The 14,690-nt window shown below is 58.4% G+C and carries 14 protein-coding genes and 1 tRNA gene; 7 read left to right on the forward strand and 8 right to left on the reverse strand.

Annotation, left to right across the window (positions count from 1 at the left end; all coding sequences use genetic code 11):
• Positions 1-22: 22 nt before the first annotated feature.
• Positions 23-235, forward strand: coding sequence for a transcription antiterminator/RNA stability regulator CspE (gene cspE, locus FN633_RS03245; RefSeq protein WP_042393997.1), 213 nt, complete (start codon positions 23-25; stop codon positions 233-235).
• Between the two features lie 63 nt (positions 236-298).
• Here the strand turns inward: cspE and ghrB are convergent, their stop codons facing one another.
• The 6 genes from ghrB to FN633_RS03275 form a co-directional block, all read right to left on the reverse strand.
• Complete coding sequence (ghrB, locus tag FN633_RS03250; protein WP_154056714.1) at positions 299-1,273, reverse strand: glyoxylate/hydroxypyruvate reductase GhrB; 975 nt, start codon at positions 1,271-1,273, stop codon at positions 299-301.
• A 14-nt stretch (positions 1,274-1,287) separates the two neighbouring features.
• Positions 1,288-2,586 carry an MFS transporter gene (locus tag FN633_RS03255; RefSeq protein WP_154056715.1) on the reverse strand — a complete coding sequence of 433 codons (1,299 nt, stop codon included), beginning with the start codon at positions 2,584-2,586 and terminating at the stop codon, positions 1,288-1,290.
• Positions 2,587-2,649: 63 nt separating this feature from the next.
• Complete coding sequence (locus FN633_RS03260; protein ID WP_154056716.1) at positions 2,650-3,594, reverse strand: sugar kinase; 945 nt, start codon at positions 3,592-3,594, stop codon at positions 2,650-2,652.
• On the reverse strand, positions 3,587-4,348 hold the full coding sequence (locus tag FN633_RS03265) for a sugar phosphate isomerase/epimerase family protein (RefSeq protein WP_154056717.1): 762 nt from the start codon (positions 4,346-4,348) through the stop codon (positions 3,587-3,589). The genes FN633_RS03260 and FN633_RS03265 overlap by 8 nt, the downstream gene beginning before the upstream one ends.
• Positions 4,349-4,447: 99 nt before the next feature.
• Entirely contained in the window at positions 4,448-5,464 is a 1,017-nt protein-coding gene (locus tag FN633_RS03270) for a LacI family DNA-binding transcriptional regulator (RefSeq protein ID WP_154056718.1), read from the reverse strand.
• A gap of 112 nt (positions 5,465-5,576) precedes the next feature.
• On the reverse strand, positions 5,577-6,239 hold the full coding sequence (locus FN633_RS03275) for an OmpA family lipoprotein (RefSeq protein WP_154056719.1): 663 nt from the start codon (positions 6,237-6,239) through the stop codon (positions 5,577-5,579).
• A gap of 114 nt (positions 6,240-6,353) precedes the next feature.
• Between FN633_RS03275 and FN633_RS03280 the strand changes: the two genes are divergently transcribed.
• Entirely contained in the window at positions 6,354-8,738 is a 2,385-nt protein-coding gene (locus tag FN633_RS03280; protein ID WP_154056720.1) for a molybdopterin guanine dinucleotide-containing S/N-oxide reductase, read from the forward strand.
• On the opposite strand, the gene FN633_RS03285 is transcribed toward FN633_RS03280, so the two are convergent.
• Both FN633_RS03285 and tag read right to left on the reverse strand, forming a co-directional pair.
• On the reverse strand, positions 8,707-9,147 hold the full coding sequence (locus FN633_RS03285; RefSeq protein ID WP_154056721.1) for an N-acetyltransferase: 441 nt from the start codon (positions 9,145-9,147) through the stop codon (positions 8,707-8,709). The two genes, FN633_RS03280 and FN633_RS03285, sit on opposite strands and share 32 nt — an antisense overlap.
• The gene (gene tag / locus FN633_RS03290) at positions 9,125-9,706 is read right to left on the reverse strand and encodes a DNA-3-methyladenine glycosylase I (RefSeq protein ID WP_154056722.1); all 582 of its coding nucleotides are present in this window, start codon (positions 9,704-9,706) and stop codon (positions 9,125-9,127) included. Before tag ends, FN633_RS03285 begins: the two co-directional genes overlap by 23 nt.
• A gap of 152 nt (positions 9,707-9,858) precedes the next feature.
• On the opposite strand from tag, the gene FN633_RS03295 reads away from it, so the two are divergent.
• From FN633_RS03295 to FN633_RS03315, 5 genes are all read left to right on the forward strand, one after another.
• On the forward strand, positions 9,859-10,551 hold the full coding sequence (locus tag FN633_RS03295) for an autotransporter domain-containing protein (protein ID WP_154056723.1): 693 nt from the start codon (positions 9,859-9,861) through the stop codon (positions 10,549-10,551).
• A gap of 244 nt (positions 10,552-10,795) precedes the next feature.
• A complete protein-coding gene (locus FN633_RS03300; RefSeq protein WP_154056724.1) occupies positions 10,796-11,998 on the forward strand; it encodes an L-lactate MFS transporter in 1,203 nt (400 codons plus the stop codon).
• 85 nt (positions 11,999-12,083) lie between these two features.
• On the forward strand, positions 12,084-12,515 hold the full coding sequence (locus FN633_RS03305) for an organic hydroperoxide resistance protein (protein ID WP_042394035.1): 432 nt from the start codon (positions 12,084-12,086) through the stop codon (positions 12,513-12,515).
• A 214-nt stretch (positions 12,516-12,729) separates the two neighbouring features.
• Complete coding sequence (gene eptB, locus FN633_RS03310; RefSeq protein WP_154056725.1) at positions 12,730-14,418, forward strand: kdo(2)-lipid A phosphoethanolamine 7''-transferase; 1,689 nt, start codon at positions 12,730-12,732, stop codon at positions 14,416-14,418.
• Positions 14,419-14,509: 91 nt separating this feature from the next.
• Positions 14,510-14,586 (forward strand) — tRNA-Pro (locus FN633_RS03315).
• Positions 14,587-14,690: the final 104 nt, after the last annotated feature.

Here is a 14,690-nt window from a genome sequence, read left to right on the forward strand (position 1 = left end):
CTTAATTAAAAAGGTAATATCTATGTCTAACAAAATGACTGGTTTAGTAAAATGGTTTAACGCTGACAAAGGTTTCGGCTTCATCACTCCTGACGATGGCTCTAAAGACGTGTTCGTACACTTCTCTGCTATCCAGAACGATGGCTACAAATCTCTTGATGAAGGCCAGAAAGTATCCTTCACCATCGAAAGCGGCGCTAAAGGCCCGTCTGCTGGTAACGTTGTAAGCCTGTAAGCTTAACGTTTAAAGCACGATGTTAAAAAAACCCGCCTCGGCGGGTTTTTTGTTGTCTGCGATTTATTTCGCTATCTGCGGATTCACGCAGTTCTTCTCTACCTTGCCATTGAGGGCGTCGATCAGGTTATCGACGGCGCAGGCGGCCATGTTATAGCGCGTCTCGTGCGTTGCCGAGCCGATATGGGGTAGGGCGACGACGTTCGGCAGGCTCAGCAGCAGCGAATCCACCGGCAGCGGCTCCTGCTCGAAGACGTCCAGCCCGGCGGCGTGGATCTCACCGCTTTTCAGCGCCTCAATCAATGCCTGTTCATCCACCACCGGACCACGACCGGCGTTGATAAAGATGGCTGACGACTTCATCTTCTTAAACTGCTCCGCGCCAATCATATGGTGCGTTTCGTCGGTCAGCGGTAGCACCACGCAGACGTAGTCGGACTCCTGCAGCAGGGTGTCGATATCGCAGTAGCGGGCCTGGAAACGCTCTTCCGCCTCAGCGTGATGGCGGCGGGCGTTATAGAGGATCGGCATGCCAAAACCAAAGTGTGCCCGCTGCGCCAGCGCCAGCCCGATGCGGCCCATACCGATAATGCCCAGCGTTTTGTGATGCACGTCGATGCCAAACCAGTCAGGGCCAATGCCCTGTTTCCATTCGCCTGCTTTTACCCGCTCCGCCACTTCCACTACGCGGCGAGCGGTGCTGAGAACCAGCGCCATCATGGTATCGGCAACCGTCTCCGTCAGCACGGTAGGCGTGTGCATCAGGAAAATGCCCCGTTCGTTCAGGGCATCAACGTCGAACTGATCGTAGCCAACCGACACGGTGGAGGTGGCACGCAGCTTCGGCATCTTTTCCAGCAGCGCCGCGTCCACTTTCTCACTCGAACCCAGCATGCCCTCTGCATTTGCAAACGCCTCCGCGTTTTTTTGTACCGTCTCCGGGTCGAGGTTGTCGACCTGAGTGACGGTAAAGTGGTCTTCCAGACGCTTATGCAGATCGTCAGGCAGTGCTTTGTACAGGATGATGGACGGCTTCATGCGTATCTCCGTAATCAATGGGTTGAGGGGCGTCCGGCGCGCATCATGCGGGCTGGAGCCTGTTGATTAGTCGCAGGCTTAACAATCAAAGTAAGCCATACCGAAACAAAAAGTGCCACCCCCATAAAAATGTACGATGCGGACGGGCTGCCGGTGGAGCCGTTGAGATAGCCTACAAACCACGAGCCAAAGAAGGAGCCGAGCGCGCCCATGCTGTTGATTAATGCCATTGCACCGCCCGCCACATTACGCGGCAGCATCTCTGGGATGATGGCAAAGAACGGGCCGTAGGGGGCGTACATTGCCGCACCGGCGATCACCAGCAGGGTATAGGAGATCCAGAAGTGGTTTGCACCCACTGCCCAGGAACCAATAAAGGCGAAGGCAGCAATCAGCAGCAGTGGCCAGACGAACAGCTTGCGGTTTTGCAGCTTATCGGAGGCCCATGAGGCGAGGATCATCGCAATGGTCGCCGCCAGGTAGGGGACAGAGGAGAGCCAGCCCACTTCTACCATGCCTAAGTTTGCGCCGCCGCTGCGGATAATCGACGGCAGCCACAGCACGAAACCGTACACGCCGATGCTCCAGGCGAAGTACTGCATACAGAGCAGGATAACGTTGCGCGAGCGGAAGGCTTCGCCGTAGTTACGTACTGCTTTGATGCCCTCCTGCTCTTTCTCCAGCTGTACTTTTAACGCGGCCTTTTCATCGTCCGCCAGCCACTTCACCTGCTCGGGCTTATCTTTTACCAGTACCCACCAGCAGAAGGCCCAGATAATGGCCGGAACGCCTTCAATAATGAACATTTCACGCCAGCCGAAGGACTGAATCAGGTAACCGGAAACCACCGACATCCACAGCACCGTGACCGGGTTACCAAGGATAAGGAAGGTGTTGGCGCGCGAGCGTTCGGATTTGGTAAACCAGTTGCTGATGTAGATCAGCATCGCTGGCATTACCGCCGCCTCCACCACGCCCAGAATAAAGCGAATGGCGGCCAGCATCGGGATATTATTGACCACGCCGGTCAGCGAGGCGCACGCCCCCCACAGGATCAGGCAGATAAAGATAAGCTTGCGAACGCTGCGGCGTTCGGCATACAGCGCACCGGGGATCTGGAAGAAGAAGTAGCCAAGGAAGAAGAGCGCACCCAGCAGCGATGAGATGCCTTTGGTAATGCCCAGATCCTCGTTAATACCCGCAGCGGATGCGAAGCTGAAGTTAGCTCGGTCAAGGTAGGCTAGGCTGTAGGTGATAAATATAATCGGCATAATGTACAGCCAGCGTTTAGCTGCATTGGTCGAACTTTTCATAGGCTTGCCTCGAATGTTGAGGTTTATGCTGCCTCTGTTGTGTAGGGTACAGAGGATCTGTAATTAGAACGTTTCTGCGAGCTGTGCGCGCGTCGGTAAGCCTTCGCTGTCGCCGGGAACCTGGATCGCCAGCGAGCCAATCTTATTCCCGCGTGCTACCGCCTGCGGGAAGGTTTTTCCCTCCAGCAGGGCGCTGATCACCCCAACGGCGAAACCATCCCCTGCGCCAACGGTATCGACAACGTTATCTACCCTGACGGCGGCAACCGCGCCCTGCTCATCGGCGGCGGTTTTGAACCATGCCCCGTCGGCACCGGTTTTAATGACGACCGCTTTAACGCCTCGCTCCAGATAAAAGTCCGCCATCGCCTCCGGCGTGCTTTGACCTGTAAGGATGGCAGCTTCCTTTAAGCCGGGCAGAACCCAGTCGGCCTGGAAGGCGAGGCGGTTTAGCTTCTCAACCATCTCCGCTTCGCTTTTCCACAGCACCGGACGTAGGTTCGGATCGAAAGAGATCGTTTTTCCCTGCGCCTTCATGGTGCTTGCCGCATGATCCAGAAGATCGTAAGCGCTGGCTGACAGCGCCGCCGCCACGCCGCTCAGGTGCAGATGGCGGGCGCGAGTAAAGGTGGCTGCATTGAAGTCATCGCAGGAGAGATGGCTGGCGGCAGAGCCTTTGCGGAAGTACTCCACAATGGGATCGGTTCCATTTTCCGCCCGCGATTTCAGCTGAAAACCAGTGGGATAGTGCGCATCAATGGTGACACTCTCGCTATTGATATTCTCTTTTTTCAGCGAGCTCAGCACGAAGCGGCCAAAGCTGTCGGACCCAACGCGGCTAACCCAGCTGACGTTCAGCCCAAGGCGGGCGAGGCCGGTGGCGACGTTAAGCTCCGCGCCTGCGATGCGTTTGATAAAGGACTCGGCCTCGGCCAGCTCGCCCGGCTCGGTGGCCACAAACATTGCCATCGCTTCGCCAATGGTGATGACATCCAGGGCGTTATGCATGATGAAACTCCTCGCGTAACCAGGTGACGTAGCGGCGCGTGATGCCAGTCAGATCGCGCCCTTCAAGAGGGAATTCGATACCGCGCGGTGCGTCGGCGGGCAGGGCATCAAGCAGCGCCTGCCAGCGCGGATCGTCATGGTCTGGCGGCACGGCGCGCCAGTGGAAATGGTGGGGCTGGGCAGCCTTCACATGCACATAGCTCACGGCAGGGGCCAGCAGGCGCGCGGCCTCTTCCGGGGACTCGTCTACCCACAGCCAGTTGCCCATATCAAAGGTCAGCGTTACCGGAAGATTCAGGACCTTGCAGGCGGCGCTGAAGCGCTGCATGGGGGCAATTTTGCCGCACTCGGTCTGATCGTTCTCAACCACCAGCGCCATACCGCTTTCGGCCAGCAGAGCGCGCAGCGGTTCAAGGGTTGATTTGTGCTGGAAGTGGCCGAGAGAGACTTTCAGCCACAGGGCGTTGAGGGCATGGGCCTCCTGCAACAGCGCCGGCAGCAGCGGATTCAGCGTGCCGTCGGGCAGGCAGAGCGGCTCCGGCGCGGAGTAGCAGGCCAGCAGACCGTGTTTCGCAATAGCCGCGGCCAGCGCGGGCAGGCTCTCCAGCTCCTGCGGGCTAAACAGCTCCCGGCGGATCTCGACGCCGTCCGCACCGCCGTTAGCGATAAAGGGAAGCACCGCCGCCTGGCCACCCAACTGGTTCAGGCGGTCATGGCCGTAGGCGGCGGTAACAACGATAATTTTTCTTTCCATCTGGCAACTCCAGCGTTAACTCTTGTCTTAACGCTAGATGGAACCGGTTCCAAAGAAAAGTTCGCTGTCGCTAAAGCATGATCGTCGTCACGAAGGTTATTAAAGAGACGTTGAGCCGCGCACAATCAGCTCGCCGGAGAAGAGCTGCTCGCGCACGGTATTATCACTCCCGTCGATGCGGCGCACCACCTGCTCAACGGCGGCGTAGCCAATCTGCCAGGTAGGCTGCTTGAGGGTGGTAATGCCGACGCCGGCCAGCTCGGCCCACTCCAGCTCGTCAAAGCCGAGTAGGCCAATGTCGCTGCCCCAGTGCAGGCCGATGCGCTTGAGCGAGCGGGCCACCTGAAGGGTTAACGCGCCGTTGGCAGAGATCACCGCTTTACGCATCCCGCGATGGCGGGCGTGGAACTGCCGCAGGGTGTTATCGATCTGCGCCGCCTCGTGCAGCACCGTCTCGGCGCTCTCGGCCACCACGCCGGGATAGCGCGCCAGCGTAGCGCGAAAGGCGCTCAGGCGCTCGCGGCGGGTATTGACCGTGCCGAGCGGCTCGCTAAGAAACAGCAGCGCCTCAAAGCCCTGCTGGATCAGGTGTTCGGTGGCGGTGGTAGCGGCCTGGGTATTATCCAGCCCCACCACGTCACAGGCGAAATCAGGGATTTTGCGATCGATAAGCACCATGGGCAGCGCCGACTGCTGCAGGCGGTTCAGCGCCTCCTCCCGCATCCCGACGGCGTTGACCACGATCCCCTCCACCTGATAGCTGCGAAGCAGATCCAGGTAGTGCTGCTCCCGGTCCAGCTCGTTGTTGGTATTACAGACCAGCGGCGTAAAGCCCTTCTCCCGGCAGGCGGCCTCGATGCCGCTGAGCACGTTAACGGAGTAGGGGTTAGTGATGTCGGCAATGATCAGGCCAATCAGGCGGGTGCGACCGCGTTTGAGACCCTGCGCCATCAGGCTGGGACGGTAATCGAGGGCGGCAATGGCATGCTCTATGCGCAGGCGCAGATCCTCAGAGAGCAGGTTTTGCTCGCCGTTCAGATAGCGCGACACGCTGGTTTTACCGGTTTTCGCCGCTTTTGCGACATCGCTGATGGTGGGGCGTGGTGATTTGCTCATCGCTGATTTCCCTGACTTTAGTGAGAATACCTTAGCGAGAAAATCGGTCTAAGCAAGTTATTTGCCCGGTGGCGCTAGCGCTTACCGGGCCTACAGGAGGGAGCGTCTCTGTTTACTGGGTAGGGCTGAGGGTGATCTCGACGCGGCGGTTCTGCGCCTTGCCCTCTTCGGTGCTGTTGCTGGCGATCGGGTTCGCCGGGCCCATGCCGCTGGTGCGCAGGCGGGTCGCGTCTACACCCTGGGTAATCAGCGAGCTGGCAACCGAGTCGGCGCGCTGCTGTGACAGACGCATGTTGAGATCCTTGCCGCCGGTGCTGTCGGTGTAGCCCACCACGTTCACCGCCGTTTTCGGATACTCTTTCAGCACCATCGCCACGCCGGTCAGGGTATTAGCACCCGCCGGTTTCAGGGTCGCGCTGCTGCTGTCGAAGGTGACGTTGTTCGGCATGTTAAGCACGATGTTGTCGCCGCTTCGCGTCACGCTCACGCCGGTTCCCTGCATTTTCTCGCGCAGTTTGGCTTCCTGCACGTCCATATAGTAGCCCGCCCCGCCGCCGAGGGCCGCGCCTGCCGCTGCGCCAATCAGCGCACCTTTACCGCGATCTTTCTTCGAGGAGGAGAGGACGCCTACGCCTGCACCGACCAGCGAGCCGATGCCCGCACCGATGCCAGATTTGCCTGCTTCACGTTCGCCGGTGTAGGGGTTAGTCGTACAGCCAGAAATTGCCATGGCACCGCATACCGCAGCGGCAATCATAATGACGCGTTTTTTCATTGTTTATCCTTAAATACGTTTTCGTTCTAAGCCACTGCAAGGTGGTGGTTGATTATGACGCCTGAATAGGGTGAAAATTTCCGGAAAGAATCCGAATTTTGTAAATAACATTGAATGGCCTGTATAAAGGGTCATCACACCTGCATCTATGACCGGAGAGCACGCGCTTTGGCAAACACAACGATTAAAACGGTTTTGACCGCGGCCCATTGGGGGCCGATGCTGGTTGAAACCGATGGCGTACAGGTTCTGAACTCACGCGGCGCGCTGCCGACCGCCCATCCGAACTCGCTCCAGACCGCGGTGCGCGACCAGGTTCACAGCAAGACCCGGGTGCGTTTTCCCATGGTACGCAAAGGCTTTCTCGCCTCGCCGGAGAGCCCGCAGGGCGTTCGCGGCCAGGATGAGTTTGTACGCGTCAGCTGGGACGAGGCGCTGGATCTGATCCACGCTCAGCACAAGCGCATTCGCGACAGCTACGGTCCCTCATCTATCTTTGCTGGCTCCTACGGCTGGCGCTCCAATGGCGTGCTGCATAAGGCAGCGACGCTGCTGCAGCGTTATATGAGCCTTGCTGGCGGCTACACCGGTCACCTGGGGGATTACTCCACCGGCGCGGCGCAGGCGATCATGCCTTACGTCGTCGGCGGCAACGAAGTTTATCAGCAGCAGACCAGCTGGCCGCTGGTGCTGGAGCACAGCGAGGTGGTGGTACTGTGGAGCGCTAACCCGCTCAATACCCTGAAAATTGCATGGAACGCCTCGGATGAGCAGGGCATCGCCTTCTTTGATCGGCTGCGGCGCAGCGGCAAGCGGCTGATCTGCATCGATCCTATGCGATCGGAGACGGTCGATTTCTTTGGCGACAGCATGGAGTGGATCGCCCCGCATATGGGGACCGACGTGGCGCTGATGCTCGGCATCGCCCATACCCTGCTGGAGAACGGCTGGCAGGACAGCAACTTCCTTGCGCGCTGCACCGAGGGCTATGAGGTCTTCGCCGCCTACCTGAGCGGCGAGAGCGACGGCGTAGCGAAAAGCGCCGAGTGGGCGGCAGCGATTTGCGGCCTCGAGGTGGAGAAAATCCGCGAGCTGGCCAGGCTGTTCCATGAAAATACCACCATGCTGATGTCCGGCTGGGGGATGCAGCGTCAGCAGTATGGCGAGCAGAAGCACTGGATGCTGGTGACCCTCGCGGCGATGCTGGGGCAGATCGGCACCCCGGGTGGCGGCTTTGGTCTCTCCTATCACTTTGCGAACGGCGGCAACCCAACGCGGCGGGCAGCGGTGCTGGCCTCAATGCAGGGCAGCGTGCAGGGCGGCGTGGATGCAGTCGATAAGATCCCGGTGGCGCGTATCGTCGAGGCGCTGGAAAACCCCGGCGGTGCGTACCAGCACAACGGCATGGACAGGCACTTCCCGGACATTCGTTTTATCTGGTGGGCAGGCGGCGCAAACTTTACCCATCACCAGGATACCAATCGGCTGATCCGCGCCTGGCAGAAGCCAGAGCTGGTGGTGATCTCCGAGTGCTACTGGACCGCCGCTGCGAAACACGCGGATATCGTCCTGCCCGCGACGACCTCCTTTGAGCGTAACGATCTCACCATGACCGGCGACTACAGCAACCAGCATCTGGTGCCGATGAAGCAGGTCGTGGCCCCGCAGGACGAAGCCCGGGACGATCTGGCGATCTTTGCCGACCTGAGCGAGCGCTGGGAAGAGGGGGGCCGGGCGCGCTTTACCGAGGGCAAAACCGATCTGCAATGGCTGGAAACCTTCTATGAGATCGCTGGCCAACGCGGCGCGAGCCAGGGCGTGACCCTGCCGCCGTTTGCTGAGTTCTGGGAAGCCAACCAGCTGATTGAGATGCCGGAGAGCGAGCAGAACGCGCGCTTTATCCGTTTTGCTGACTTCCGCCGCGATCCGCAGGCGAATCCGCTGAAAACCGACAGTGGCAAAATCGAGATCTACTCGAAGCGCATTGCCGGATACGGCTACGCCGACTGCCCGCCGCACCCGATGTGGCTTGCGCCGGTGGAGTGGCACGGCAACGCGGAACACGGGCAATTGCAGGTGCTGTCGGCGCATCCGGCGCACCGTCTACACAGTCAGATGAGCTACAGCGAGCTGCGCGAGCGGTACGCGGTGGCCGGGCGTGAACCCATCACCCTGCATCCCCAGGATGCACAGGCGCGCGGGATTGTTGCCGGCGACGTGGTGCGCGTGTGGAACGGACGCGGGCAGGTGCTGGCGGGTGCGGTCGTGACCGAGGGCATCCGCCCTGGGGTGATCTGCATTCATGAAGGCGGTTGGCCGGATCTCGACCCGGCGGCGGGAGGCATCTGTAAAAACGGTGCGGTCAACGTGCTGACGAGGGATCTTCCCACCTCACGGCTAGGCAACGGCTGCGCGGGCAATACCGCCCTGGCATGGGTAGAGAAGTACACCGGTCCGGCGCTGACGCTTACGGCGTTTGATCCGCCTGCCAGCTCATGATCCACGTCGGGTGCTGCGTTTCATCCTGCCATGCGCAATCCTCAATCCGGAACCCGCAGGCATGATAGAAGTGCACCGCCCGGGTGTTCTTCTGGTACACCTCCAGACTGAGCTGGGGGTGGCGCTGCATCACGTACTCCAGCAGCCCCCGGCCAATGCCCCTGCCGATGGCGGTGGGGCGTACAAAGAGCGCGCCGACAAAGCGCGCATCCATTACGCTGACAAACCCCTGTAGCCCCGCGTTGTCCTCCCATACCCAGGTGGTGGCGTTGGCGAGGTAGACATCCCGCACCATGGGGATGCTCTCCTGCCAGTAGCTCTCCCGGATAAAAGGGTGGGCAAAGGCGGTGCTCTCCAGCCACAGTCGCAGCAGCGGAGCGCTATCTTTACGATGCCATTCGTGGATCATCCTCGCCTCCTGGATGGCAGAAACAGCCGGTAATATGATCGTTGACCAGGCCGCAGGCCTGCATAAACGAGTAGCAGATGGTCGTGCCGACAAACTTAAAGCCGCGTTTTTTCAGCGCCTTTGACAGAGCATCCGATTCCGGGGTAGAGGTGGGGATGTCGCTGAGGGTGGCCGCCTGGGTCACGCGCGGTGGGTGCCCGGCAAAGGACCAGACAAACTTGCTAAAGGACTCGCCGTTTTCCGCCATCGCCAGATAAGCGCGAGCGTTGCCGATAATGGCCTGGATTTTCCCCCGATGACGAATAATGCCAGCATCCTGCATCAGGCGCTCGACGTCCTCTTCCTGCATCGCCGCCACCCGCTGCGGATCGAAATGATGAAAGCAGCGGCGGTAGTTTTCCCGCTTTTTCAGCACCGTGATCCATGCCAGCCCGGCCTGCTGGCCTTCGAGGCAGATCATCTCAAACAGCTTTTGGTCGTCGGTTTGCGCAACGCCCCACTCCCTGTCGTGATAGTCGATGTATAACGGGTCCTGACTGACCCAGCCACAACGTTGCATAGTCCGCTCCCTTTGTTGCTGTGAATCACAAAAGAAATCACTGCCGCTGGCTTGACGTGTCTACTAAAGAGACAATATTTAATACAGGGTCTTAAGCCCACCAAGAACGATAACAATAATGCCGAATTCGGCTCTCTTCTGGAGTCGCATTGATGAACACTAAAAAATTCAGTGGCCGCCGCCTGGCGTTAGCGTCTGTTTGCGTGTTTTTCTGCCACACGGCGAATGCCTGGCAGCAGGAATATATCGTGATCGACCCGGAAAGTAATACGGCCGATCGCTATACATGGGATAGCGATCACCAACCACGCTATGACGATATTCTGGAGGAGCGTATCCGGTCGGGACAGAACCTGCCTGGTGCAGCCTTTAACCTGCCCGATGATAACCCACTCGACGCCACAAGTACGATGAGCATGGGGTGGAATTTTCCACTGGCTCATAGCGTCACCACCGGGCCGGTAGCGGTCTGGCATTACGACAGCTCAACCTCAACGATGTTCAATGAGTTTGGCGATAGTCCAGCCAACCTGCAGTTTAGCGATCCGCTGTGGCATGCCAGCGTCAGCTCCGTGGGCTGGCGGGTAGACAGCCACTTTGGCGATCTCCGCTCGTGGGCGCAGGTTAGCTACAATCAGCAGTTTGGCGAAAATCAGTGGAAGAGCCAGTCGGGCCTCAATCGCCTCTCTGCTTCCAGCCAGTCTGGCAACTGGATGGACGTCACCTTTGGTGCGGATATGCTGCTTAATCCACATATGGCAGCCTACGCCTCTATGTCGCAGTCAGAGAACGACGTGACCGGGCAGAACTATCTCTACAGCATGGGCGTGAGCGCCCGTTTTTAATACCTGTTTCAAACAACTGATTAACATTTAAACTACACGGCTGGCGCGCCTGGCCGCGATAGTACGCACTAACTTATGTGCTAAAAAACGCAGCGACTGAAAATGGCGCTGCTATTCATTCCCTCTCCAAGGCATTTCATTCCCTCCTTGCTGCATTTCATGCCTTTTTTCACCCGGCATGAAATGCGCTTCGCTATCGTTGACGGCAGAGAGTTTCTTAATTTCCTTATGCAGGAAGACTGCCATGAACACATCAACCGCAAATCGCACCCGCTGGCTAACCCTGGTCGGCACTATCATCACCCAGTTTGCTTTAGGATCGGTCTACACATGGAGCCTGTTTAACAGCGCGCTGGCAGAAAAGCTCAATGAGCCGGTAAGCCAGGTCGCCTTCTCCTTTGGTCTGCTCAGCCTGGGCCTGGCGATCTCCTCGTCGGTAGCTGGGAAGCTACAGGAGCGCTTTGGCGTTAAGCGCGTCACGATGGCATCCGGCGTCCTGCTTGGCGTTGGCTTGATGCTCACCGCGCATGCGAACAACCTGATGATGCTCTGGCTCAGCGCCGGCGTGCTGGTCGGCCTGGCCGATGGCGCAGGCTACCTGCTGACCCTCTCTAACTGCGTCAAATACTTCCCGGAGCGTAAAGGGCTGATCTCGGCGTTCGCCATTGGCTCCTACGGGCTTGGCAGCCTCGGCTTCAAGTTTATCGACAGCCAGCTGCTGGCGACCGTTGGCCTGGAGAGCACCTTTATGATTTGGGGCGCAATCGTGATGGGTATGATCCTGTTCGGCGCGATGTTGATGAAAGACGCACCGCAGCAGAAAGTTACGATGACCAACGGCGTGGTCGAAAACGACTTCACCCTTGCACAGTCAATGCGTAAGCCGCAGTACTGGATGCTGGCGGTGATGTTCCTGACCGCCTGCATGAGCGGCCTGTACGTGATTGGCGTGGCAAAAGATATCGCCCAGGGCATGGTGCATCTGGATATGGCTACCGCAGCCAACGCGGTCACGGTGATTGCTATCGCTAACCTGGCCGGCCGTCTGGTGCTGGGTATTCTCTCTGACAAGATTGCCCGTATCCGGGTGATTACCCTCGGCCAGGTGGTTTCGCTGGTGGGCATGGCCGCACTGCTGTTTGCTCCGCTCAATGCGACGACCTTCTTCGCCGCCATCGCCTGCGTCGCCTTTAACTTCGGTGGCACCATCACCGTATTCCCGTCGCTGGTAAGCGAATTCTTCGGCCTGAACAACCTGGCGAAAAACTACGGCGTGATCTACTTAGGCTTCGGTATCGGCAGCATCTGCGGTTCAATTATCGCCTCGCTGTTCGGTGGCTTCTTCATCACCTTCTGCGTGATTTTTGCCCTGCTGATCGTCTCTCTGGCGCTCTCCACCACCATTCGCCAGCCGCAGAGTAAAGTGTACAAACAGGTGCATGCCTAAGGGCTTTTCGTGCGGTAATCCTCCCTGGACGGGTGACAGCGACTATCTTTAGTGATTAGCGCTTCCAACAAAAAGGAGTCACCCTATGTCTTTAGAAAAAGTGGTTTACCGCGCGAAAGCAAAAGCAACCGGCGGCCGTGATGGCCGCGCTGTCTCGTCTGATGGCGTGCTGGATATTAAACTCGGCGTACCCAAAGAGATGGGCGGGGCAGGTGGCGAAGCGACCAACCCGGAGCAGCTGTTTGCCGCAGGTTACTCGGCCTGCTTCCTTGGCGCGCTGAAGCACGTCGCCTCGCAAGAGCAGAAGAAAATTCCGCAGGATGCCTATATAGAAGGGCAGGTAGGCATCGGGCCGATCCCGACCGGCTTTGGCATTGAGGCCCAGCTGGATATTCACCTGCCGGGCATGGACCGTCAGGAAGCGGAAGAGCTGGTACAGAAGGCGCATGTTGTTTGCCCGTACTCTAACGCCACCCGCGATAACATCGACGTTACCCTGAACGTTATTACCTCTTAATCTTTTTTCTGCCTCTCTCGATCCGGTCATATTTTTGTAAATATCTGACCGGATCACATTCCCCATGACACTTTTTTGAAGCCTTGTGGTCTACTATGCCGCGCTTTAAGAAGTTACCTGGTTTGACTTCCATCGCACTCTATTAACCTGCCTGCTGGTGAAAGACACAGTATGTAGGTGCTTTTATTGATTCCCTTTTTACAGGGCAGCTTGCATGAGATATATCAAAATCATGACGCAGCAGAGGCTTAGCTTCTTGCTGGCGTTATACATCGGCCTGTTTATGAACTGCGCCGTCTTCTTCCGCCGTTTTGACAGCTATGCGCAAGATTTTACCTTTTCCAAAGCCTGCGCCGTGGCGATTGAGCTTTTCGGCACGGTACTGATCACCTTCTTTTTACTGCGGGTGCTTTCGCTGCTGGGCCGTCGTGCCTGGCGCGTGCTAGCCACCCTGCTGGTGCTGTTCTCCGCCGGGGCCAGCTACTACATGACCTTCCTGAACGTGGTGATTGGCTATGGCATCGTTGCCTCGGTGATGACCACGGATATCGACCTCTCGAAAGAGGTGGTGGGCCTGCACTTTGTGATCTGGCTGGTGACCGTCAGCGCGCTGCCGCTGCTGTTTATCTGGAGCAACCGCTGCCGCTACACCCTGCTGCGCCAGCTGCGTACGCCGGGACAGCGCCTGCGCAGCGTGACGCTGGTGGTATTGGCTGGGCTGATGGTCTGGGGGCCGATCCGCCTGATGGATATGCAGCAGAAGAAGGTCGAGCGCAGCACGGGCGTGGATATGCCGAGCTACGGTGGCGTGGTGGCGAACTCCTATCTGCCGTCCAACTGGCTGTCGGCGCTGGGGCTTTATGCCTGGGCGCAGGTGGATGAGTCTTCGGACAACAAGTCGCTGATGAACCCGGCGACGAAGTTCACCTACGTACCGCCTAAAGACCTGGAGGATACCACCATGATCTTTATCATCGGTGAGACCACCCGCTGGGATCATATGGGCATCTTTGGCTACGAGCGTAATACCACGCCTAAGCTCGCTCAGGAGAAGAACCTGGCGGCGTTCCGCGGCTACTCCTGCGATACGGCGACCAAGCTCTCGCTGCGCTGTATGTTTGTCCGGCAGGGCGGGGCGGATGAGAATCCGCAGCGTACCCTGAAGGAGCAGAATATCTTTGCGGTGCTTAAGCAGCTTGGTTTCGCCTCGGATCTCTATGCGATGCAGAGCGAGATGTGGTTCTACAGCAACACCATGGCGGACAACATCAGCTACCGCGAGCAGATCGGCGCTGAGCCGCGCAACCGGGGCAAGCACGTCGACGACATGCTGCTGCTGGATGAGACCAATATTGCGTTGCAGAACAACCCAACCGGTAAGCACCTGATTGTGCTGCATACCAAAGGGTCGCACTACAACTACGTGCAGCGCTATCCGCGTAGCTATGCGCAGTGGACCCCGGAGTGCGTGGGTATTGATAAGGAGTGCAGCAAGCAGGAGCTGATCAACGCCTATGATAACTCGGTCACCTACGTCGACAGCTTTATTACCAAGGTTATCGATCAGGTCCGGGATAAAAAGGCGATCGTCTTCTACGCCGCCGACCACGGTGAGTCGATCAACGAGCATGAGCACCTGCACGGTACACCGCGCAACATGGCCCCGCCGGAGCAGTTCCGCGTGCCGATGATGGTGTGGATGTCTGACAAGTATCTGGAGAACCCGGAGAAAGCGAAGATGTTTGCCCAGCTCAAGCAGCAGGCGGCGATGAAGGTGCCGCGCCGTCACGTTGAGCTGTATGACACCATTATGGGCTGTCTGGGCTACACCTCGCCGGACGGCGGGATCAACCAGAACAACAACTGGTGTCGAGTGCCGGACAAGGCTGCGAAAGCGAACTAGGCCGGATGGTGAGTTTCTCACCGATCGAAGGGCTTTTTTACAATAAGGGATTGACGGTCGGGGTTGCCAGCAGTAAGATGCGCCCCGCATTCGGTGATTGGCGCAGCCTGGTAGCGCACTTCGTTCGGGACGAAGGGGTCGGAGGTTCGAATCCTCTATCACCGACCAAATTAGAAAAGCCTGCTCTTAGAGCAGGCTTTTTGCTTTCTGAGCCTGAGAGGATGAGAACCTCCGGGGGCAGGGAGGTTCGACCCGAGCAGCGCGAGGGAGCG

This window comes from Pseudescherichia vulneris, assembly GCF_902164725.1.
GTDB classification, from domain to species: domain Bacteria; phylum Pseudomonadota; class Gammaproteobacteria; order Enterobacterales; family Enterobacteriaceae; genus Pseudescherichia; species Pseudescherichia vulneris.

What these genes read in the sequence shown, in the direction of transcription:
- eptB (WP_154056725.1), top strand. Translation starts at nt 12,730, where the DNA reads ATGAGATATATCAAAATCATGACGCAGCAGAGGCTTAGCTTCTTGCTG.
- FN633_RS03275 (WP_154056719.1), bottom strand. Translation starts at nt 6,239, where the DNA reads ATGAAAAAACGCGTCATTATGATTGCCGCTGCGGTATGCGGTGCCATG.
- FN633_RS03280 (WP_154056720.1), top strand. Translation starts at nt 6,354, where the DNA reads ATGGCCTGTATAAAGGGTCATCACACCTGCATCTATGACCGGAGAGCA.
- FN633_RS03260 (WP_154056716.1), bottom strand. Translation starts at nt 3,594, where the DNA reads ATGCATAACGCCCTGGATGTCATCACCATTGGCGAAGCGATGGCAATG.
- FN633_RS03265 (WP_154056717.1), bottom strand. Translation starts at nt 4,348, where the DNA reads ATGGAAAGAAAAATTATCGTTGTTACCGCCGCCTACGGCCATGACCGC.
- FN633_RS03295 (WP_154056723.1), top strand. Translation starts at nt 9,859, where the DNA reads ATGAACACTAAAAAATTCAGTGGCCGCCGCCTGGCGTTAGCGTCTGTT.
- FN633_RS03300 (WP_154056724.1), top strand. Translation starts at nt 10,796, where the DNA reads ATGAACACATCAACCGCAAATCGCACCCGCTGGCTAACCCTGGTCGGC.
- FN633_RS03285 (WP_154056721.1), bottom strand. Translation starts at nt 9,147, where the DNA reads ATGATCCACGAATGGCATCGTAAAGATAGCGCTCCGCTGCTGCGACTG.
- cspE (WP_042393997.1), top strand. Translation starts at nt 23, where the DNA reads ATGTCTAACAAAATGACTGGTTTAGTAAAATGGTTTAACGCTGACAAA.
- tag (WP_154056722.1), bottom strand. Translation starts at nt 9,706, where the DNA reads ATGCAACGTTGTGGCTGGGTCAGTCAGGACCCGTTATACATCGACTAT.
- FN633_RS03255 (WP_154056715.1), bottom strand. Translation starts at nt 2,586, where the DNA reads ATGAAAAGTTCGACCAATGCAGCTAAACGCTGGCTGTACATTATGCCG.
- FN633_RS03270 (WP_154056718.1), bottom strand. Translation starts at nt 5,464, where the DNA reads ATGAGCAAATCACCACGCCCCACCATCAGCGATGTCGCAAAAGCGGCG.
- ghrB (WP_154056714.1), bottom strand. Translation starts at nt 1,273, where the DNA reads ATGAAGCCGTCCATCATCCTGTACAAAGCACTGCCTGACGATCTGCAT.
- FN633_RS03305 (WP_042394035.1), top strand. Translation starts at nt 12,084, where the DNA reads ATGTCTTTAGAAAAAGTGGTTTACCGCGCGAAAGCAAAAGCAACCGGC.